The 21,287-nt window shown below is 45.5% G+C and carries 17 protein-coding genes; 9 read left to right on the top strand and 8 right to left on the bottom strand.

The genetic code is table 11. The features are described from left to right. Positions 1–21 precede the first annotated feature (21 nt). From OC443_RS12290 to frdA, 5 genes are all read right to left on the bottom strand, one after another. Positions 22–1,353 carry an anaerobic C4-dicarboxylate transporter gene (locus OC443_RS12290; RefSeq protein WP_073584325.1) on the bottom strand — a complete coding sequence of 444 codons (1,332 nt, stop codon included), beginning with the start codon at positions 1,351–1,353 and terminating at the stop codon, positions 22–24. 94 nt (positions 1,354–1,447) lie between these two features. Beyond that, the gene (frdD, locus tag OC443_RS12285) at positions 1,448–1,813 is read right to left on the bottom strand and encodes a fumarate reductase subunit FrdD (RefSeq protein WP_073584327.1); all 366 of its coding nucleotides are present in this window, start codon (positions 1,811–1,813) and stop codon (positions 1,448–1,450) included. Positions 1,814–1,822: 9 nt separating this feature from the next. Continuing rightward, a complete protein-coding gene (gene frdC / locus OC443_RS12280; RefSeq protein WP_073584329.1) occupies positions 1,823–2,206 on the bottom strand; it encodes a fumarate reductase subunit FrdC in 384 nt (127 codons plus the stop codon). A gap of 1 nt (position 2,207) precedes the next feature. Next, a complete protein-coding gene (locus OC443_RS12275) occupies positions 2,208–2,951 on the bottom strand; it encodes a succinate dehydrogenase/fumarate reductase iron-sulfur subunit (protein ID WP_073584331.1) in 744 nt (247 codons plus the stop codon). Then, positions 2,951–4,753, bottom strand: coding sequence for a fumarate reductase (quinol) flavoprotein subunit (gene frdA / locus OC443_RS12270; RefSeq protein WP_073584333.1), 1,803 nt, complete (start codon positions 4,751–4,753; stop codon positions 2,951–2,953). The genes OC443_RS12275 and frdA overlap by 1 nt, the downstream gene beginning before the upstream one ends. Positions 4,754–5,642: 889 nt before the next feature. Here frdA and tnpA point away from each other — a divergent pair. Beyond that, positions 5,643–6,080 carry an IS200/IS605 family transposase gene (gene tnpA, locus OC443_RS12265; RefSeq protein ID WP_073580231.1) on the top strand — a complete coding sequence of 146 codons (438 nt, stop codon included), beginning with the start codon at positions 5,643–5,645 and terminating at the stop codon, positions 6,078–6,080. Positions 6,081–6,163: 83 nt separating this feature from the next. Here tnpA and OC443_RS12260 read toward each other — a convergent pair whose 3' ends face one another. Next, on the bottom strand, positions 6,164–7,414 hold the full coding sequence (locus OC443_RS12260; protein WP_234976419.1) for a 2-hydroxycarboxylate transporter family protein: 1,251 nt from the start codon (positions 7,412–7,414) through the stop codon (positions 6,164–6,166). Between the two features lie 488 nt (positions 7,415–7,902). Between OC443_RS12260 and OC443_RS12255 the strand changes: the two genes are divergently transcribed. After that, on the top strand, positions 7,903–8,373 hold the full coding sequence (locus tag OC443_RS12255; RefSeq protein WP_073584337.1) for a GNAT family N-acetyltransferase: 471 nt from the start codon (positions 7,903–7,905) through the stop codon (positions 8,371–8,373). A 2-nt stretch (positions 8,374–8,375) separates the two neighbouring features. Here OC443_RS12255 and OC443_RS12250 read toward each other — a convergent pair whose 3' ends face one another. Both OC443_RS12250 and alr read right to left on the bottom strand, forming a co-directional pair. Further along, complete coding sequence (locus OC443_RS12250) at positions 8,376–9,254, bottom strand: NAD(P)-dependent oxidoreductase (RefSeq protein WP_073584338.1); 879 nt, start codon at positions 9,252–9,254, stop codon at positions 8,376–8,378. 315 nt (positions 9,255–9,569) lie between these two features. Next, the gene (gene alr / locus OC443_RS12245) at positions 9,570–10,649 is read right to left on the bottom strand and encodes an alanine racemase (RefSeq protein WP_073584340.1); all 1,080 of its coding nucleotides are present in this window, start codon (positions 10,647–10,649) and stop codon (positions 9,570–9,572) included. Between the two features lie 883 nt (positions 10,650–11,532). On the opposite strand from alr, the gene dgcN reads away from it, so the two are divergent. The 7 genes from dgcN (at position 11,533) to OC443_RS12210 (ending at position 21,287) form a co-directional block, all read left to right on the top strand. Continuing rightward, positions 11,533–12,537 (top strand): N-acetyltransferase DgcN, encoded by a 1,005-nt coding sequence (gene dgcN / locus OC443_RS12240; protein ID WP_073584341.1) that lies wholly within the window; start codon positions 11,533–11,535, stop codon positions 12,535–12,537. After that, complete coding sequence (dgcA, locus tag OC443_RS12235) at positions 12,537–13,511, top strand: N-acetyl-D-Glu racemase DgcA (RefSeq protein WP_073584342.1); 975 nt, start codon at positions 12,537–12,539, stop codon at positions 13,509–13,511. Before dgcN ends, dgcA begins: the two co-directional genes overlap by 1 nt. A gap of 14 nt (positions 13,512–13,525) precedes the next feature. Further along, the gene (locus OC443_RS12230; protein ID WP_073584374.1) at positions 13,526–14,383 is read left to right on the top strand and encodes a D-amino-acid transaminase; all 858 of its coding nucleotides are present in this window, start codon (positions 13,526–13,528) and stop codon (positions 14,381–14,383) included. Between the two features lie 168 nt (positions 14,384–14,551). Beyond that, positions 14,552–15,187, top strand: coding sequence for a LysE family translocator (locus OC443_RS12225; RefSeq protein WP_073584343.1), 636 nt, complete (start codon positions 14,552–14,554; stop codon positions 15,185–15,187). A 360-nt stretch (positions 15,188–15,547) separates the two neighbouring features. After that, the gene (locus tag OC443_RS12220) at positions 15,548–16,699 is read left to right on the top strand and encodes an efflux RND transporter periplasmic adaptor subunit (protein ID WP_073584344.1); all 1,152 of its coding nucleotides are present in this window, start codon (positions 15,548–15,550) and stop codon (positions 16,697–16,699) included. Between the two features lie 3 nt (positions 16,700–16,702). Then, positions 16,703–19,858 (top strand): efflux RND transporter permease subunit, encoded by a 3,156-nt coding sequence (locus tag OC443_RS12215; protein ID WP_073584345.1) that lies wholly within the window; start codon positions 16,703–16,705, stop codon positions 19,856–19,858. Continuing rightward, a complete protein-coding gene (locus OC443_RS12210) occupies positions 19,848–21,287 on the top strand; it encodes an efflux transporter outer membrane subunit (RefSeq protein ID WP_073584346.1) in 1,440 nt (479 codons plus the stop codon). Before OC443_RS12215 ends, OC443_RS12210 begins: the two co-directional genes overlap by 11 nt.

Below are 21,287 nucleotides of genomic sequence, written 5' to 3'. Positions count from 1 at the left end.
GATACAGGCTACGATTTCACATCAGAACGTTTGGTGAACAGCCATCGAGATGAAATAGCCGACCACAGTTGCTGTGGTAACACCGATGAATCCGGGAATGATGAAACTGTGGTTCAGCACATACTTCCCGATTCGGGTGGTTCCCGTCCGGTCAAAGGTAATTGCCGCCAGATCGCTGGGGTAGAATGGGAAGAAGAAGTAGGCATAGCACGCAGGTAATACGCCAATCAGAACCTTAGGCGGAATTCCCAGAGAGAAACCCAAAGGTAACATGATGGTTAATACCGCGGCCTGGCTCTTCAGGAATACCGACACGACAAACATAGCGATTGCAAATGCCCATGGATGGGAATGTACAATATCGCGAACCATATCAATCAGATAAGCCTTATGGAAGCTGATGATCGTATCACTCATCCAGGCGATCCCGAAGATAATGATGACCGCGGTCATTCCGGCAATAAATACATTGCTGTGAACAATCCGTTTGGGCTGAACTTTGGTTGTCACCAGAATGATGGCACCAACAGCCAGCATCAGGAACTGAATACCAACAGACATTTTTACGCCTTTTGGCAGTAAGCCGAGATCTTTACCAAACATTGCGACAAAGACGACAGTTGCGATGCCCAGGATAAAAATCGTTAAGCCTTTCTTCGCATTTTTATCGATACCGTCATTACTACCGTCACCCGGATCTTCATCTTCAAGTTCTTTGACAAACTCAGGGTCTTTACAGCGTTCTTTGAACTCAGGGTCTTTATCCAGATCTTTACCCCGTTTCAGACTCCAGGTACAAGCAGCCATCAAACCACAGAAAGTCGCCGGAATGGTGACCATCAGAACATCAACCAGTCCGATATCCAGATGATTATCAACAGCTGTCGCCATCACAACTGCCGCTGCTGCAGCGATTGGACTGGCGGTAATGCCCATCTGAGAGGCAACTGATGAAATTGCCATTGGTCTTTCCGGACGGATTCCTCTCTTATAAGCGACATCGTAAATAACCGGTAAAAGTGGGTAAACAGAATGACCGGTTCCGACAAGAACAGTAAGAGAATAGGTACACAAAGGTCCCAGGAATACAATTTGGTTCGGGTGCTTACGCATTAATCGTTCTGCAAACCGGACCAGAAGTTTCAAACCACCCGTTGCTTCGAGTGTTGCAGAAGCGGCGACAACCGACAAAATAATCAGCATGACACTGATCGGCGGATGTCCGGGAGTAATACCAAAAACAAATGCCAGGATAGTAACACCTAATCCACCCAGCAAACCAAATGCGATGCCACCATGCCGGATACCAATAAAAATGATGATAAGCAGCAACATCATATGCACATAAAACATGTTTTCTCCTCGTGATCACGACTTACTGAACTTATGTTGATGTAAGTCGTGTTTTCGGGTTATTTCAATCTTCAGAGTGTGCTTTCGTGAACCTTTATCCAACCATAAACACAAATATGACTGCGAGTGCTGATACTAAAAAAGCAAATGCATAGCACGCGACTTTACCGACAGTTCCGGTATGGAATTTCAGATCATGCATGCCGTGGTGAACACGGTGCATGGCATGCCATATTGGTAACGCCAGTGTGCCGATAGTAAATAGGGCGCCGAAGATATTTGCCATGAAATGGGTCATATTTTCATAACTGAAGGTATCCGGGCTGATAATTCCGAGAGGTAGCAACAGTCCGACAACCAGAATTGTTACAGGCGTGATCATCGCGAACCATGTTCCGCCTGCGCCAAATAGTCCCCACCAGATGGGCTCATCTGAACGTTTAGGGTTTTGATTTATCATGTGATCTCCTTAAACAAACGCCAGTATGATGAATGAAATAACAAGGGTTGCCGCCCATTGTCCCAGAATAATAATTTTTTTATCCAGAAGCTTGCCTTTGATGCGAACCGGGACCACCTGAGGCAGCATGCTGAAGAAAGTCTGGGCATGGAACAGGCTGCCGAGCAGGGCAATAATATTCAGTACAATCACAACCGGGCTGGACATAAAGTTCAGCCAGTGCTGCCATGATTCCGGCCCTTTCACCAGACTCATTAATCCGCCCAGCAGACACAGGGTGAAGAAAATCAGCGGCAGCACTGTTGCTTCGCGAAGCATATAGAACCGGTAGAAAGGATGGTTGCTCCACCAGGTTCTTTTGACTTCACGGATATAAGGTTTACGGTGACTCATTTTATGCGTCCTCCTGAGGCTTCAGCATGGCAATCACAAAATCGACCGATGATTCGACTTTTCCCTGGTTCACTGCGGCTGCCGGGTCAACATTTTTCGGACAGACTTCCGAACAGTAACCCACGAAAGTACAACCCCAGGCGCCATTTTCACCGTTAATAATTTTCATACGTTCGGCTTTGCCGTGGTCACGGCTGTCCAGATTATAACGATGAGCCAGCGTCAGGGCTGCTGGTCCGATAAACTCAGGGTTCAGACCAAACTGCGGGCAGGCGGCATAGCACAGACCACAGTTAATACAGGCAGCGAACTGCTTATATTTGGCCAGTTGTTCCGGCGTTTGCAGGTTTGCGCCGTCTTCCGGCTTACGGTCGTTGCCAAGAATGTAAGGCTTAATCGCTTCCAGGCGCTCGATAAATGGCGTCATATCCACGATTAAATCTTTCTCGATAGGGAAATTCGCTAACGGCTCCAGTTTCAGGCCATCCGGATAATCCCGCAGGAATGATTTACAGGCCAGCTTCGGCACCCCGTTCACCATCATGCCGCATGAACCACAGATAGCCATTCTGCAAGACCAGCGATAAGACAGGTTTTTGTCCAGGTGATCTTTGATATAAGTAACAGCATCCAGGACAGACATGGTTTCATCATACGGGACACTGAACTTTTGCAGATAAGGTTCCTGGTCCTTCTCCGGATCGTAGCGAAGAATTTCAACTGATTGAACTCGGTTCTCTGACATTATGCTTGTTCCTCCCCGCTGGCCTTTTCTGCCGCAGCAGCTTTCTCCGCTGCTTCACCATAGAGGCGTGCTTTTGGTGGTGATTTAGTAATGGTGACATCGCTGTAATCAATCGATGGTGCGGCATCCTGTTGATAAAATGCCAGAGAGTGTTTCAGGAATTTGATGTCATCCCGCTCTGTACAGCCTTCATCAAGACGCTGGTGTGCACCGCGGGATTCACGACGGAGAATTGCAGAGTGAACCATCGCTTCAGCGACTTCCAGTCCGTAGCCGACTTCAAGGGCATACAGCAGGTCAGTATTAAAGACTTTGCCTTTATCTTTAATCTTAATGTTTTTATAACGTGCTTTGAGCTCGGTAATTTTGTCGATAGTTTGCTGCATCAGGTCTTCCTGACGATAAATACCGCATCCGGCTTCCATGGTATGACCCATTTCGGTACGGATATCCGCCCAGTTTTCATCGCCTTCCTGATTCAGCAGACTTTCAATACGTGCTTCAATCGCTTTCACCTGTTGTTCAATTGATGCATCGTTCCAGCCAGAGAAAGACTGTGCTCTTTTCGCGGCATGTTCACCCGCAACACGACCAAAAACTACAAATTCAGCCAGAGAGTTAGACCCGAGACGGTTGGCACCATGCAGACCAACAGAGGCACATTCACCGACAGCAAATAAGCCCTGAATCCGGGTTTCACAATCACTGTTCGTTTCAATCCCACCCATGGTGTAGTGGACGGTCGGACGAATCGGAATCGGTTCTTTGACCGGATCGACATTGACATAAGCCTTGGCCAGTTCACAGATAAATGGCAGACGTTCGTGCAGGTAATCTGCGCCAAGGTGGCGAAGGTCAAGGTGAACGACGTCACCGAGCGGGTGCTCAATCGTGTTGCCTTTTTGTTGTTCGTGCCAGAATGCCTGGGAGACTTTATCCCTTGGCCCCAGCTCCATGTACTTGTTTTTCGGCTGACCAACCGGGGTTTCAGGCCCCATACCGTAATCCTGAAGATAGCGGTAGCCGTTTTTATTGAGGATAATGCCACCTTCACCACGACACCCTTCGGTCATCAGAATTCCTGTGCCTGGTAAGCCGGTTGGGTGATATTGTACAAATTCCATATCACGAAGAGGAACACCATGGCGGTATGCCATTGCCATGCCGTCGCCTGTTACAATGCCGCCATTGGTATTACAGTGGTAAACCCGACCGGCTCCTCCTGTTGCCAGAATCACGGATCTGGCTTTGATAATCACCAGATCACCTTCAGACATATGAATGGCAACCAGCCCCTGAACTTCGCCATCAACCACCAGCAGGTCGACGACAAAGTATTCATCAAAACGTTGAATCTGTGAGTATTTGATTGAGGTCTGGAAGAGGGTATGTAACATGTGGAAGCCGGTTTTATCGGCTGCAAACCAGGTTCGCTCAACTTTCATGCCGCCAAAGCGACGGACATTTACTTCTCCGTTTTCTTTCCGGCTCCACGGGCATCCCCACTGTTCCATCTGGATCATTTCCCGGGTTGCGTTAGAAACGAAGTATTCAACGACATCCTGCTCACATAACCAGTCACCCCCGCCGACCGTATCATTAAAATGATTGTCCAGACTATCTTCATCTTTAATGACCGCTGCTGAACCGCCTTCGGCGGCAACGGAATGAGAACGCATTGGATAGACTTTAGAAATCAGAGCAATATCTAAATCCGGGTTAGCTTCTGCAGCTGCGATAGCAGAACGAAGTCCGGCGCCACCAGCTCCGATGACAGCGATATCTGTGGTAATTGTTTTCACAGTTATCCTCCAAGTGTATATGTTTTTGTAATTAAACTTACTGATGACTCAATGATATGAATTCTTCAGTAAAAGAGATGTCCGGGCCCGGTTGAGCAGTTGGGCCCGGACATGACAGATGCATTCTTATTATTTTGATTTTGAATGCATTTCCTTTGGGCTGACTGTTAATTTTGTATCACTCAGTACCAGACTGTTTGCCGTGATTTTTATGTGGTTATTCTAACAATCTACTCAGATGAAAATATTGATTTTGCAGCAAATGTAACTATTTAAAGCTTTTGTAACTTTTTAAACTATTAATAATAGTTGACATTGTTAATGACACTTTAAACAGCAGTTGATAATCACCAGAAATGGCATTTATCAGAGAGGAATATACCCAAGTGACCTCATGATGCATGTTCAGCGAGATGGATTGGCTCCTGTCCTGCGTGACTGATTTTCAACGTAGAATGACTATGTCATCAAATCAGTGCCTTGTCTCAGAGCCAGACAAATCTCACTGAAACCTGCATCTTCAGGTTGTTTGGGTATATCTGGTTATTATTATTGGATTCATAGTGATTTTAATCATATTAATGGAATGACAATATGGTTAATTAAGTTAAAAGCTAAGTGTCAGTAATAGATATAATATTTCATCCCGTATTTAAATTTATGGTTTATATTGTGATTTATCTATGTGTATCATTATTTATTTTTATCAATAGAAGTTGATATGAATACAAATAATAAAAAAGCCACAATCGATGTGGCTTTTATTTTATTGTCATCCCTAAACCACCGCCTTGGGCGGTGGTGATTGAACCTTGGGGCTATTGCCCGAAGAAATGCCCATGTTAGAAGTAAACCTCTTATTCACCACAAGTAAGAGGAAACAAAAAACATGGGCGACTATAGAAGTTCATCACATGTCTATTGGCGTTGTAAATACCATATAGTTTGGACGCCGAAATACAGATTCAAGATCCTGAAAGGTAACGTAGGTAAGGAGCTTTATCGCTCAATCTATATTTTATGCAATATGAAAGATTGCGAGGTCTTGGAACTAAATGTTCAGCAAGATCATGTTCATCTGGTTGTGATAGTTCCACCAAAAGTGTCTATCTCAACGTTGATGGGGATGTTGAAAGGACGTTCGGCAATCCGGTTGTTTAACAAATTCCCGCATATAAGAAAGAAGCTCTGGGGAAATCATTTTTGGGCAAGAGGTTACTTTGTCGATACGGTTGGCGTAAATGAAGAAATCATCAGACGTTACGTCAGACACCAAGATAAGAAAGATCAAGAATACGAGGCGCAGTTAGAGTTGAAGATGAACTAACAGCGCGAGAATGCTCCCTTTCAGGGGGCTGTAAACCAAAGCCGCCTTCTAAGAAGGCGGATTTTTACTTATGCAGTGGTTTGCTATTTTAAAAGTGAAAGAATCACGGTTGCAAGAATAAGCATGAATGCACCCCCGATTCGGGATGAAATCTGTGCGAAAGGCATGAGTGACATTCTTTTTGACGCGGCAAGCACTGCGACATCGCCGGTGCCACCCATATTGGCCATACATAAACCGGCAGTGATCGCGGCTTCAATTGCGTAGAATCCCATCAGATGTCCGATGATTGCAGCGCCCAGAATTGCGCCAAGTACAGTCGCAAAGACCATCAGGAAATAGCTGATACTGAGTGAAGCGATGATTTGATTTAAATCGGTGTAGGCAACGCCAATACCCACTAATAAGGCTGGTGTTAAGTTGTTGACCACAAATTTGTACCAGGCATGGGCTGCCTGTTCAAGTCCACGTGGGATGACACCCAATACTTTGACAAAAGCGACAAACAGAATCATCAGGGCATATGTGTGCATGTTGATCACAGAGCTTAACATACTACCGACGTAATACATGGTGATTGCCAGCAGGGCGCCGATGCCTAATACATCAATCGAAAGTGTACTTTCAGACTGTTGCGTGTCTGATGTATCTTCATCGTGTGAAGCGCGAATCAGTTTCCCATTTCCTGTGAGGGCCGGGTAAACATTACCTAATTTACTTAAAAGGCCGGCCATCACAATTGCCATGGCATTACCAATAGCCAGTGCCGGTACCATTTTTGACATCAGCATTTCTGCCGACATATTGGTATTGCCGGACATAATTTCAACCAGCGGAACAGCACCGGCCCCCATACCGCCGCCCATGATGGGCAGGGCGATCAGCATAATAGAGTCAAAGAAACCTTCTCCGAGAAAACTGCCGACGATACCTGCCAGTAAAAAGGACATAGCCACACCGCCAAAAATAACCGGGATATATTTCAGCGCGGCTTTTTTCAGCACGTCCGTTTCCATTCCGAGAATGGATCCGGTAACCAGGCTGGCAATAAAGAATGAGAGGAAACCGCCACTCTTAACAAAAGTTGTTATAGAAGTGGCGATTTCATGGGGGAGCAGGTTACTGTGAAACAAATAAGAAGAACCGAAGATAATCACAATCGCACCACCACCAAAAAATTGATTGATGATGGGGGTTTTGTCTCCGATCACATTCAGTATGTATCCAACGACGGCCATAACGCCTATCGCACCGATGATGCCGGAAGGCATCTTATTCTCGACTGTCGCAAGTAAAATGATGATGGCTGACAACGCAAATATAATATGCGCCATACGTTTTTCATTTATATTTATTGTTGGGCTGGTCAACATATGTTCACCTTCTCTTAATTAGAATATAGGTTTTATGATTTTTATGACGCCAGTCTAGCAATATGTTTCAGAGAATAGATTGATGATGTCTCTAATGTAACTATCTTTTACTTTTGTAACTTTTAAATATAGATAATGCTTATCAGAAGAGAAAATATATATGTATGGAGGTGAATATAATGATTTTAATCTATGAAAGGTAACGCAGTTATTTAATTTGTCCTGACTATTATAATTGAATGATGTGAATGGCTGAAATATTTTTAGTCTGTATAAAATACAAAATTTGTAAGAAAATATTCAGATTGTTTGGGTATAACACCGGTCGTATTCAGCCTGGTGGCCATTAGATGGAATTCTTCGGTGGTGATATAGTCAAATATACCTGATATGTATTAATCTGACAGTTTACAACTGACAGGTGTTGTCGCAGGGAGTTGAAAACATAGATGTATATAAAGAAGGCGGAAACGGAAGATATTGAAGCAATTATTGAACTGGTTACAAATGTTGCCCGAAGCGACATCTTCCCGGGTTTGAGTGATACCGGGCAGGCATATTTCTTATCCGTTGTTGCCAATGAAGTCCGGGTTTCAGTTTTAGGTGCAGACTATCAGTCCGTAAAGCTGGTGATCGATGATAAGTTACTTGGATTTGCTGCCATCAGAAAGGGCCGGTATATTACAAAACTCTTTGTGGCCGGTTGTATACAGGGATGTGGGATCGGACGCAAATTATTAGATCACCTGATCTCTGAATTCGTTACCTCTGATACGTTAGAACTGAAAGCTTCGCCGAATGCGGTCTCTTTTTATCTGGCAAATGGATTTATTGTCGAGGGGGAGGAAGAAGAGGTGAATGGTATCCGTTTTATACCGATGAAGCGAATGCTCTCTGAAATGAATCAGAGAGCAGGCTGAGATCATTTATTCTGATCATAAGCTTTGATCAATACGGATGTGTCCATTCGTCCTAAACCTTGTTGCTGAAGGTTTGCATACAACTGGTCTACATTTTTTGTCATCGGAAGATCAAGCTGATGCTTTTCAGCTTCATTGATGCAAAAGCCTAAATCTTTACGCATCCAGTCGATTGCAAATCCAAAATCGAATTGATCATCAGACATAGTCACAGCCCGGTTTTCCATTTGCCATGAACCGGCAGCGCCATGTTTTAATACATCAACGACCTGTTCAATGTCGAGATGGGCATGTTTTGCCAGTGACAATGCTTCACTCAACCCTTGCAATATGCCGGCAATACAGATTTGGTTAACCATCTTACAACGCTGTCCCTGTCCGTGCGCACCCAGCAAAACGGCCTGTTTAGCATAAGAGGCAACCACAGGTTGTATCTGTTCAAATATATCCGCCTCACCGCCACACATGACGGTCAGTGTCCCATTTTCTGCTCCTGCCTGTCCGCCTGAAACCGGGGCATCGATAAAATGCATGTCCCGTGTCTGACATGCAGTGGCTAATTCGAGGGCAAGCTCTGCAGACGTGGTGGTGTGATCAACAATGATAGCGCCGGGATTTGCGCCGGCTAATATCCCGTCTTCCCCATACATCACACTTCTTACATCATCATCATTGCCGACGCAGAGAAAAATGATCTGACTACCAGTGGCAGCTTTTGCCGGGGTATCACAGGCAATACCACGATATTGTTTTTCCCAGGCGGCAGATTTTTGTGAGGTACGGTTAAACACGCTGGTGTGATGTCCGGCCTCAGAAAGGTGTCCTGCCATTGGATACCCCATGACACCTAATCCAATGAAAGCAACGTGAATCTTATCCATGAATAGCTCCTTCATAAGTCTTGACGATTACTGGCTGAGTATAACTGAACTGATTTCATATTATATGATGTCTGTTTTGCAAGCAGTTGGTTTTTCAGCCCGGTTTTATATACCCAAACAACTTTGTAACTTCAGATTGTCTGTGTACAAAGATAATGCGTCATTAAATGACATATGTCAATTTGGTTTTTTTATTTTATTTTGACATATGTTTATTGGAGGTTGATCTGATCATCTGATGTTGAAAAGCAGAGATATGGTGCGGATAACAAAAAGGCAGCATGATTGCTGCCTTAATAGAAGGAAGAGAGGTGTTTATTCACCAATAAATGTTCTGACCACCCGTTTTGTCAGTTGGATAACCAGTTCATAAGGAATGGTTCCGATATGTCGGGCGACTTCTTCGACAGGCAGGTTGTTTCCCCAAAATTCAACGAGATCACCTACTTTGTCTGTGGCATCAGGGCCTAAGTCTACGGTAATCATATCCATTGAAATTCTGCCCGCAACCGGAACAATACGCCCGTTAATATAGACCGGTGTTCCCATCGGGGTTGAGCGCGGATAACCATCGCCATATCCCATTGCGATGACACCAATATTCGTTGCGTGACTGGATTGCCAAAGCGCTCCGTAGCCAACAGGCTCGTTGGCCTGATGCTTTCTGACTGCGATAAGCCGCGAATTCAGTGTCATCACCGGCGTCAGATTGTGGTCTGCGCCTTTCTTGTCCGGAATAGGAGAAATTCCATATAAAGCAATGCCTGCGCGGGAGACATTAAAATGTGCGTCTTTCCAGTAAATGATTCCGGCAGAGTTTGCCAGTGTTTTCGGGCCGGGATAAGGAGCGGTACATGTTTTAAATAATTCCAACTGGGCGAGTGTTGCAGGTGATGAAAGCTCATCGGCACAACTGAAATGACTGATGAAACCGACATCACCTTTGACCTGGTGTGTGTCCTGAATCTGGTTGACATAATCTTCCAGCTCATCAGGCTGAACCCCCAGACGGTGCATGCCAGTGTCCAGTTTCAGCCAGACAGTGATTTTATTTTCCAGTTTGGTCTGTTTGAAATCGTCAAGTTGTTCAGCGCAGTGAATGGTTGTCTGGAGGTTGAGTGAAGAGGCGGTTTTCAGATCATCGCTGCAAAAGCAGCCTTCAAGTAATAATACCGGTTGGGTAATACCCGCTTCGCGGAGTTCAACCGCTTCCTCTATTCTGGATACCGCAAACACGTCCGCGTCAGGGAGAGCTTTTGCAACTTTGACTGCATTGTGTCCGTATGCGTCACCTTTAATCACAGCAACCAGTTCCTGGCTGTTGCACTGCGCTTTCAGTTTGTTGTAGTTATTCCTTAATGCCTGTAAATCAATGACGGCTTCTGCTGTGATCATAATCGTTCCTGATATTGATAAATCGATTGAATTGTTTGTCTGTCCTGATGCGAATGGATCATGGCAATCATGGATTGAAATACAACCTTAAGCACATTTTTATGGGTTCTTCTCACTTACAGGCGATCTGTCCCGATCCATTTCACTACTAATTTTAGCAAGTTACAGACCAGCCACCGTTCATGTATTTCTATATTGTTTGTGCCGGAAGCATCCGGGGTGATCGATGATAATAAAAAATGTTGTCAGGATTTCAGATTATCGGAGGTGTTTTTATTTAATTTCGGTGTTCATGATAAATTTAGTTAAATATTCTGTTTTGACTCTCAGGGCTGGTATTTGCATATTTTACGCTAATTACTGAAGCGTGTCTGCTGATTCACCTGATTAAAGCAGAAAAACAACACTTTCATGATCAATAGTAGTGCATAAAGCACCGTGTTGGTGCAATTGGTGTAAATGTTAAGCTTGTAGGATTACGATTATCTGTGATGTATATCGTGTTTTTAAATATGTTGATGATTTTTTTTGTTAGTGTGAATCTCTGTTTTATCGGCTTTTTTACAAAATTATATAAATTCGAATTTATCTGTTCAGTGAAGTTTTTTTCTGACTTATAACCTTCGTTTGGAATATGACTCTGAAAAAAAGCTTCTGTCCGGATTTTTCTGTTAAATCTTAAAAAGATGCAAAAATAAATTTAAATTCATATTTAATGAATTTAAATTCAGTATGCGCCTTTATATTCGATATTGTATTCACTGCTGAATCATTCCCTTCAGAATAATTGTCATGTATTTTGCTTAATGATTAGTGAAATGTTCAAAAGAATTGAAAGTGTGACGGGTTCACTCACAAATTTAGCGACGGAGTAAAGAAAAAGATGGAACTGAAAAAGCCTTATTTATTGTTTTTAGGTGATGCAGCAGATGCTTTAGCTGCAAAAGTTGCTCAGGGAATCAAAACATGGCGCCCTGAGTATTGTGTAGGTCAGTTTCGTTTAGACAGTTGTAAAGCTGATTGTGGACTGACTGATATGTCCATTGCGGAAGCGGTCAATGCCGGTGCTAAAACGCTGGTGATCGGAGTAGCGAACCGCGGCGGTATTATTTCTGATGAGTGGGTTAGTGTGCTGATTGAGGCGCTGGAAGCAGGCATGGATATCGCGGCAGGCCTGCATAATAAACTGAATGATATTCCGGCATTAGTTGAATGTGCTCAGAAGCACGGCCGGTCGCTGTTTGATGTGCGTTATCCTTCTCAGGCTTATCCGGTTGCCAATGGCAAACCCCGTTCAGGTAAGCGTTTACTGACAGTGGGTACAGATTGCTCAGTCGGAAAAATGTATACCTCTCTGGCCATTGAAAAAGAAATGAAAGACCGGGGAATGGATGCAGATTTCAGAGCAACAGGTCAAACCGGTATTCTGATTACGGGTGGCGGTGTAAGTGCCGATTGTGTTGTTGCTGACTTTATCGCCGGCGCAATTGAAACTATTACGCCAGCAAACGATGAAGCACACTGGGATGTGATTGAAGGACAGGGTTCTTTATTCCATGCTTCTTTTGCCGGTGTAACAACCGGATTGATTCATGGTTCTCAGGCTGACGCTTTGGTTCTCTGCCATGAGCCAACCCGTGAACATATGCGCGGATTACCGGAATACAAATTACCTGAGATTGACGTTTGTATGGAAGCTAACCTTGCAGCAGCACGTCTGACAAATCCGGCTGCTCGTTTTGTTGGTGTTTCAGTCAATACTTCTGCACTGGATGAAGACGCTGCACTGACTTACATGAGTCAGCTGGAAGAAAAAGTCGGCTTGCCGGTTGTTGACCCTTTCAGACAAGGTGTCGGGCGTATTGTTGATCATCTTTCGGAGTTGTAATGAATATCAGTCTGTACACAAAAAGCTGGCCGATTCGCGGAAGTTTTACAATCTCACGGGGCAGTAAAACTTCAGCTGATACCATTATTGTTGAAATTGAAAAAGATGGTGTCACCGGGCGGGGAGAATGTGTCCCTTATGCCCGTTATCAGGAGTCCATTGAAAGTGTGATGGGGCAGATCCGGGGGATTATTCCGGAAATCAAATGTGGGATTGATCGCACTCAGCTACAGTCTCTGCTGCCTTCAGGTGCTGCCCGCAATGCCGTCGATTGCGCGATGTGGGATCTGGCCTGTAAGTATCAGGGTGAAAGTATCTGGTCTTTAGTACAAGCCACGCCGGAACCATTGACGACGGCTTATACCTTATCACTGGATAAGCCGCGAAAGATGGAACAGGCTGCGGTTGAGAACTCATTTCGTCCGTTGCTGAAATTAAAACTCGGCGGTGCGGAAGATTTAGAACGTGTGATAGCGGTTCGCCGAGGTGCACCGGATGCCACCATTATTCTGGATGCGAATGAAGCCTGGGATGTTGAAACTTATCAGGCACTGATTCCTGAGCTGCAAAAGCTGAATGTTGCCATGATTGAGCAACCATTCCATGCAGATCAGGATGCGGTGCTGGATAACCTGGAGCGTCCGATTCCGATTTGTGCTGATGAATCATGTCATGACAGGAAGAGTTTGCCAAAAATTATTGGCCGCTATGACATGATTAATATTAAAACGGATAAAACCGGTGGTTTGACTGAAGCACTGGCGCTGAAGAAAGACGCTGAAGCTGCAGGACTAAGAGTCATGGTGGGTTGTATGTTGTCTTCTTCACTGAGTATGGCGCCGGCTTTTGTTGTCGCACAGGGTGTTGAAGTTGTTGATTTGGATGGTCCTTTATTGTTGAGTAAAGATATTGAGCATGGATTCAGATTTGAAGCGAATCAGATGATGCCTTTTGACTCAGCATTGTGGGGATGAAGGAAGAATATATTATGGAACGAATTGTTTATGTGAATGGTGCGTATGTACCTGAATCTGAAGCTAAAATATCTATTTTTGACCGTGGCTTTCTGTTTGCTGATGCGGTTTATGAAGTGACCTCTGTGCTGGATGGCAAACTGGTCGATAATGCCGGACATATGGCTCGTCTTGAGCGTTCATGTCATGAACTTGGCATTAAAATTCCGGTTAGTGCGGAAGAACTGGTTGAAATTCAGAGAACGCTGATTAAGAAAAACGGGGTTGAAGAAGGTGGTGTTTACCTGCAACTGACCCGTGGTGCTGAAAGTGATCGTGACTTTTCTTACAGTGAAGACATTGAGCCCACTCTGGTTTTATTTACTCAGGCGAAACAGTTAGTTAATAGTGCAATAGCCCAAAAAGGGATTAAGGTTATCTCTTATGATGATATCCGCTGGAGACGCCGTGATATTAAAACAACCAGCCTGTTGCCTGCTTGTCTTGCCAAGCATGCAGCTCATGCTGCCGGTGCTTCTGATGTCTGGCTGATTGAAGATGGTTATGTGACTGAAGGTGGTTCGAGTAATGCTTATATTGTGACGCAGGAAGGCACACTGGTTACCCGTCCGCTGAGTAATGATATCCTGCATGGTATTACCCGGGCTGCATTGATGAAGCTGGCGGAAGATTCAGACCTGAAAATTGAAGAACGTCTGTTCACGATTGAAGAAGCTTATGCCGCAAAAGAAGCATTTATCAGCTCAGCGACAACATTTGTCTGGCCTGTCGTTGCCATTGATGATCGTGAAATCGGGGAAGGTAAACCGGGCCCGGTTGCGATGAAATTACGTGATTTCTACATCCGTACCGCAAGAGAAATGGCTGAATAATATTTATCAGGTATCAGGTATCAGGCTGCAAAAAACCAACCGTAACCGGTTGGTTTTTTAATGATGTGGTGAAAGTTTATTCCTTTGATGCCAGTATGATTTGATGGCCTTTTGTCCGGAAATATGGTTTATTGACATCCTTTCCCGGCTCATAACAGGATGTTTTTTATGGAAGTACACCAATGGCTGATGTTTCTTGCCGTTATTTCTGCACTGATTGCTTTTCCGGGACCTTCGGCCATTTTATGTCTGACGCATGGTGCAAGATACGGCACAAAGAAAGCGCTTGGAACGATTCTTGGTGGCGGTATTGCAGCACTGACATTAATGGGACTGTCAGCGTTTGGTGTCGGGGCAATTTTGCAATCTTCTGCATCGCTGTTTCTGTTTCTGAAAATTGCGGGTGGTGTTTATCTGATTTATCTGGGAATTCAGACATGGTGTTCAGAGCCTATCCGGCTGGGGCAATCTGCCGGAACCCGGCAATACTCTGAAGGCAAAGCGACATTTTCCCATTGTTTTCGCAGCGGATATATCGTTGGTGTCGGCAATCCTAAAGATTTACTCTTTTTCGGTGCGCTGTTTCCTCAGTTTATCGATGTCAGTTCTCCTTTTCTTTCCCAGCTGATAATTTTGGCAGTGACATGGTTTGTAATGGATTGTTCAATCATGTTTATTTATGCTGTGGCAGGAAAGAAAGTCGGCGCTTTTATATCCGGACCTGGTGCCGGAAAATTATTCAACCGGATATCTGGCAGTGCTTTTATTCTGGCTGGTGGAACACTGGCTGCAACAACCCGCTAATTACCTGAATTTGAGAGCTGTCGTTGAAAAACAGTTTTTTTGATCTGATTTAAAATAATGTTCAAAACATAGTGGTTTGACGTGGTTCTGAATCAGATTACCGGCGGTTATTAACCACATTTTAACCTGTTTACAGATTACTATACCCAGGTTGTTGTTTTTCCGGGGCCGTGGTTTGCTGATTTAAAGTATAGCCCGCTTATGTCCGGCTTCTTTACTGCTGAGGGTATACGGTCAAATTTGTTACCCGAAAGTTATTTGTTTACGTGAAATGAATCATTGTCTGATATGGAAATATCAGATTTTTTATCTATGACGGCTGTTTAAAAATCCTGACAGCTGTATTCAGGAGAGTAATGCATGACGAAATATTTTCCCCTTTGTCGTCAGTCAATTCTTGCTATCAGTCTTGCATTGGCAATCACCGGGTGTCAGCCCGATGCGACAGAATCAGCTGCAAATCACCCACCGCAGGCTGTGGCTGTTGATGCAGTGACGATTCAGTCCCGTCCTCTGGAGCTGACCACGCGTTTGCCGGGACGGACCAGCGCATACCGGATTGCTGAGGTTCGTCCTCAGGTCGCCGGAATAATTTTAAAACGGCTGTTTGTTGAAGGCAGCATGGTGAAGCAAGGCGATATCCTATATCAGATCGACCCTTCAACTTATGAAGCCGCACTGGATAGTGCTAAAGCGGATTTAGCTTCCGCAGAAGCAACACTGGAGAAGGCTAAACTTCAGGCGCAGCGCTATCAGAATCTGATTCAGAAAAGAGCCATCAGTGAACAGGATTATGAAGATTCGCAGGCAACTTACCGGGCGGGTATTGCATCGGTGATGGCGGCAAAAGCCCAGGTTAAAGCGGCTCAGATTAATCTGGATTATACCAAAATTAAGGCACCTATTTCCGGCCGGATTGGTAAATCTTCGGTCACGGAAGGTGCATTGGTGACTGCTAACCAAACGGCTTATCTGGCTAAAATTCAGCAATTGAATCCATTGTATGTTGATTTGTCTCAGTCCGGGAATGAATTACTCAAACTCAGACAGAAGCATTCTCAGAAGGGAGAACAGAAGTTAAATGGCATTCATCTGAGTCTGGATGACGGGACCAAAATCTCTCAGGAGGCCACATTACAGTTTACTGATGTCACTGTTGATGAAAAAACCGGGACGGTGAGTCTTCGCGCCTTGTTACCCAATCCGGATCAGATGTTATTACCGGGTTTGTATGTCCGGGCTGATGTACCGGTAGAGCAACGACCTGACGCAATTCTGGTACCTCAGGCAGCAGTGAGTCGTGATGTTCAGGGTAATGCGCATGTGATGGTGATCAGCAAGGACAATAAAGCCGAAGATCGTGAAATTGTTGCGAATCGTGTGATCGGTACTGACTGGCTGGTTGAGTCAGGCCTGAAGGTTGGCGATAAAGTGATTGTCAGCGGATTACAGAAGGTTCATGCAGGTAGTTCTGTGAAAGTGAATCAGAAAGAGATAGCACAGGAGCAGTAATATATGGCCCGCTTTTTTATAGACAGACCAATTTTTGCCTGGGTCATTGCAATCATCATCATGCTTGCGGGTACGTTAGCAATCAAGATGCTTCCAATTGAGCAGTATCCGCAGATTGCACCGCCTGCAGTCAGTATTACCGGGAACTATACCGGGGCATCGGCGAAAACAGTTGAAAACAGTGTGACCCAGATTATTGAGCAGAATATGACGGGGATCGATAACCTGTTATATATGTCCTCAAGCAGTGATTCTTCCGGACGTTTTTCAACTCAGTTAACGTTTGCAACCGGTACTGATCCGGATATTGCCCAGGTTCAGGTTCAGAATAAACTCAATGCCGTTGAATCGAACCTGCCTGATTCGGTCGTGAATCAGGGGATTACGGTGGCGAAATCGACCAGTAGTTTTTTGATGGTGGTTGGTTTTATTTCGACTGACGGTACGATGAATAATACCGAGTTGTCGGACTATGTCATTTCCAACGTGAAGGAGTCAGTGAGTCGTGTTCAGGGTGTCGGTGAAGTGGATGTGTTTGGTGCGCAGCATGCGATGCGTATCTGGCTGGACCCGCATAAACTGAATAAATACAGCCTGACGACCATTGATGTAACCAGTGCGATTAGCGCACAGAATACCCAGGTTTCTGTGGGGGAAATTGGCGGTTCTCCTGCGGTCAAAGGTCAGCAGCTGAATGCAACTATCACTTCTCAGGGCCGCTTAAGCACGGTTGACGACTTTCAGAATATCCTTTTAAGTGTTGACACTGACGGTGCTCAGATTCGTTTAAAAGACGTTGCCCGGGTTGAACTGGGTGGAGAAAGTTATAAGGCAGTTGCACAGTTTAACGGTATGTATGCGACGGGTATTGCTGTGAAGCTGGCGACCGGTGCGAATGCGCTGGATACCTCTGATGCAGTCCGGGCCAAGATGAAAGAACTTTCTCAGTACTTTCCGAAAAACCTGAAGGTTGTGTTCCCTTACGATACAACACCGTTTGTTAAGATTTCGATTGAAGAAGTGGTACATACACTGATTGAAGCGGTTATTCTGGTCTTTCTGGTGATGTATCTTTTCCTGCAAAACTTTCGTGCAACACTCATTCCGACAATTGCTGTCCCGGTTGTACTGCTGGGCACATTCGGCATTATGTCTGCATTTGATTTTTCCATTAACACTTTAACCATGTTCGGCCTCGTGCTGGCGATCGGGTTATTGGTGGATGATGCGATAGTGGTGGTCGAAAACGTCGAGCGGGTGATGGCTGAAGATGGGTTGTCACCGCTGGAAGCAACCCGGAAATCTATGGGGCAAATTACCGGTGCACTGGTCGGGATTGCACTGGTTTTAAGTGCGGTGTTTATTCCGATGGCATTTTTTGGCGGCGCACCCGGTTCTATTTACCGACAGTTTTCGATCACAATTGTTTCGTCGATGGTGTTGTCTGTTCTTGTGGCAATGATTTTGACACCTGCACTGTGTGCGACGATTTTACGTCCGTTGACCGAAGGCAGTCATCTGGCACAACGGGGGCCCGTGGCACTGTTTAATAAGCTGTTTAATCAGGGCACGATCCGTTACAGAAATACAGTGGAGAAAGGGCTGACCCATAAGCTTCGTTATGTATTGATATACGCTCTGATTGTTGGCGGGCTTGTGTTGATGTGGACAAAACTACCCACGTCCTTCCTGCCTGAGGAAGATCAGGGGGTCGTCATGGTGATGATCAAACTGCCCAGCGGTGCGACCCAGGAACGAACACTGAAAGTTGTCGATAAGGTGCGGAGTCACTTTATCAACGATGAAAAAGACAGCGTTGCTTCAGTATTCAGTGTGGCCGGATTCAGTTTTGCCGGCAGCGGACAAAATATGGCGATGGCCTTTGTGAAGCTGAAAGACTGGGATGAGCGTCAGAGTCCGGCTCAGGCTGTGAATGCCATTATTGGCCGGGCCTGGGGTGCTCTCTCACAGGTGAAAGAAGCGCAGATATTCACCTTTAATATTCCGGTAGTGCCGGCCCTGGGTACATCCAGTGGTTTTGATGCTTATCTGGTTGATCGCGGCAATCTGGGACATGACAAATTGATTCAGGCCCGGAATCAGTTGCTTGGTATGGCAGCTCAAAACCCGGTACTGGCTTCTGTTCGTCCGAATGGTATGGAAGATACGTCGCAGCTGCGAATTGATATCGACTACGAAAAGGCAATGGCAATGGGCGTTTCGGTCAGTGATATTAATTCAACGTTATCAACGGCATGGGGTTCTGCTTATGTCAATGATTTTGTTGATAACGGAAGAATTAAGAAAGTTTATGTCCAGTCTGATGCTAAGTACCGGATGAATCCGGAAGATTTCAGCCTCTGGCATGTCAGAAACTCTGACGGTGATATGGTTCCTTTTGATGCCTTTGCCCGGACCTACTGGACATTTGGTTCTCCAAGGCTGGAGCGTTTCAATGGCTTCCCTTCCGTGAATATCCAGGGGGCGGCTGCGCCTGGAAAAAGTACCGGAGATGCGATGAAAGCCATTGAAGATATTGTCAGTCAGTTACCGGATGGTATTGGTGTTGAATGGGGCGGTATTTCTTACCAGGAGAAACAGTCCGGTTCTCAGGCCAGTGCACTGTATGCTATTTCACTGTTAATCGTCTTCCTGTGTCTTGCCGCGCTTTATGAGAGCTGGAGTGTGCCGTTCTCAGTTATTCTGGTGGTGCCGCTGGGCATTTTCGGTGCAGTTGCAGCAACCATGCTCAAGGGATTATCAAACGATATTTACTTCCAGGTTGGTTTATTAACGACAATAGGGCTATCGGCGAAAAATGCCATCCTGATCGTTGAATTTGCCAAATCGCTTTACGATCAGGGAATGCCGTTATTCAAAGCCACGGTGGAAGCATGCCGGATGCGTTTACGTCCGATCTTAATGACTTCTTTCGCCTTTATTCTGGGGGTTTTGCCGCTGGCTCTGAGCTCTGGCGCCGGTGCGGCAAGCCGTCATGCGATTGGCTGGGGCGTTGTCGGCGGGATGATTTCTGCGACTGTGTTATCTATTTTCTTTGTGCCGGTGTTTTTTGTTTTGGTGATGCGCTTATTCCGAACAAAGCCAAGACAGATTGGTGCAACTATTCAGCCATCTGAGGAGGTGTCAGATGCGGGTTAAATTATTATCTCTGCTCATGGTCGCAGGACTAAGTGGATGTAGTCTTGCGCCAGACTATCAGCGCCCTGAGTCTCCGTCTTCGGACGGTTGGCATGGCATTGAACAGACGGCATCGAATGAGACTGCATTACCAGACTGGCGGACATTTATGTCTGATCAACAGCTGCAATCACTGATTGAATCGGCTCTGACGCATAATAAAGATTTGAAGCAAACTTTGCTGAGTGTGGCATCGATGCAGGCACAGTATCGTATTCAGGATAGTGCCCGTTTTCCGTCACTGGATGCAACCGGCTCCGGAACCCGTCAGAGAACATCTGATGCGGTGACTGGTACCGGCACTGTTTATAGTTCTCAGTATTCAGCGACCATTGGTGTGACCAGCTACGAGCTGGACTTGTTTGGCCGGGTGAAAAACTTGTCGTCCGCGGCACTGGAGTCTTATTTTGCTCAGGATGAAAATCGCAGAAGTGCGGTGATTTCTCTGGTTTCAGAAGTCGCTTCAGCCTATATCCGGCTGCTGGCGGAACAGGAGTTACTGAATCTGACAGAAGAGACGGTTAAAGCCTACAAAGAAACGCTGGCGCTGGTACAAACGCGCTATGATTCCGGATACAGTAGTGCATTGACGTTGGCGCAGAGTAAGACAGCGCTGCACAGTGCTGAAGCAACGCTGGCGAAGTATAAGCTGTCAGTTGCACAGCAATATAATACTCTGAGGCAGCTGGTCGGAGCGCCAGTGAATCAGCATATCCATGCCCGTTTGCCGCAGGAAGACGGGCGAATGTTGACTGATCTGAAAGTGGGGGCTTCTTCAGAGCTGCTTCTGTCCCGGCCGGATATTCTTGCTGCAGAACATTCATTGAAAGCTGCCAACGCAAATATCGGTGCTGCGAGAGCTGCATTTTTCCCGCGAATCAGTTTGACAGCCAATGCTGGCACAATGAGTAGTTCTCTGGAAGATTTGTTCGGCTCAGCCTCAGGGATGTGGCAATTCGTTCCTGGTATCTCCGTGCCCGTTTTTGACTGGGGAAGCAATCAGGCTTCGCTGGATGTTGCAAAAATCACCAGGCAAAAATCTGTGATTGTTTATCAGGAGGCGATTGAAACCGCGTTTAAAGAGGTTTCTGATGCATTGCTGGGTCAGCAATACTACATGGAAGAATGGCATGCACAAAAGTCGAATCTGGCTGCCAATAAAGATTATTATGAATTGGCAAAAATGCGGTATGAGCAGGGAAATGACAGTTATATGGATTTACTCGATGCACAACGATCGCTGTTCAGTGCAAGGGAAAGTGAACTATCGGCGCATTTGAATCTGCTTGTCAGCCGGGTGAGTTTGTATAAAGCACTTGGCGGCGGCTGGAGAGCCGCTGATCAGGAGAAAACGACTCAGGTTTCCTCTGAACTTCCGGTTGCGGAATGA

It is taken from the genome of Vibrio quintilis (assembly GCF_024529975.1).
Lineage (GTDB): Bacteria > Pseudomonadota > Gammaproteobacteria > Enterobacterales > Vibrionaceae > Vibrio > Vibrio quintilis.
Note: the sequence above shows the minus strand (reverse complement) of the source record. Positions and strands in the feature narration are given on the sequence as shown.

Bases quoted from the DNA above. Each gene is read 5' to 3' on its own strand.
- dgcA (WP_073584342.1), top strand. From the start codon at position 12,537: ATGAATATCAGTCTGTACACAAAAAGCTGGCCGATTCGCGGAAGTTTT.
- frdD (WP_073584327.1), bottom strand. From the start codon at position 1,813: ATGATAAATCAAAACCCTAAACGTTCAGATGAGCCCATCTGGTGGGGA.
- OC443_RS12255 (WP_073584337.1), top strand. From the start codon at position 7,903: ATGTATATAAAGAAGGCGGAAACGGAAGATATTGAAGCAATTATTGAA.
- OC443_RS12230 (WP_073584374.1), top strand. From the start codon at position 13,526: ATGGAACGAATTGTTTATGTGAATGGTGCGTATGTACCTGAATCTGAA.
- OC443_RS12225 (WP_073584343.1), top strand. From the start codon at position 14,552: ATGGAAGTACACCAATGGCTGATGTTTCTTGCCGTTATTTCTGCACTG.
- OC443_RS12275 (WP_073584331.1), bottom strand. From the start codon at position 2,951: ATGTCAGAGAACCGAGTTCAATCAGTTGAAATTCTTCGCTACGATCCG.
- OC443_RS12220 (WP_073584344.1), top strand. From the start codon at position 15,548: ATGACGAAATATTTTCCCCTTTGTCGTCAGTCAATTCTTGCTATCAGT.
- OC443_RS12215 (WP_073584345.1), top strand. From the start codon at position 16,703: ATGGCCCGCTTTTTTATAGACAGACCAATTTTTGCCTGGGTCATTGCA.
- OC443_RS12210 (WP_073584346.1), top strand. From the start codon at position 19,848: ATGCGGGTTAAATTATTATCTCTGCTCATGGTCGCAGGACTAAGTGGA.
- frdC (WP_073584329.1), bottom strand. From the start codon at position 2,206: ATGAGTCACCGTAAACCTTATATCCGTGAAGTCAAAAGAACCTGGTGG.
- alr (WP_073584340.1), bottom strand. From the start codon at position 10,649: ATGATCACAGCAGAAGCCGTCATTGATTTACAGGCATTAAGGAATAAC.
- OC443_RS12290 (WP_073584325.1), bottom strand. From the start codon at position 1,353: ATGTTTTATGTGCATATGATGTTGCTGCTTATCATCATTTTTATTGGT.
- tnpA (WP_073580231.1), top strand. From the start codon at position 5,643: ATGGGCGACTATAGAAGTTCATCACATGTCTATTGGCGTTGTAAATAC.
- OC443_RS12250 (WP_073584338.1), bottom strand. From the start codon at position 9,254: ATGGATAAGATTCACGTTGCTTTCATTGGATTAGGTGTCATGGGGTAT.
- dgcN (WP_073584341.1), top strand. From the start codon at position 11,533: ATGGAACTGAAAAAGCCTTATTTATTGTTTTTAGGTGATGCAGCAGAT.
- OC443_RS12260 (WP_234976419.1), bottom strand. From the start codon at position 7,414: ATGGCGCATATTATATTTGCGTTGTCAGCCATCATCATTTTACTTGCG.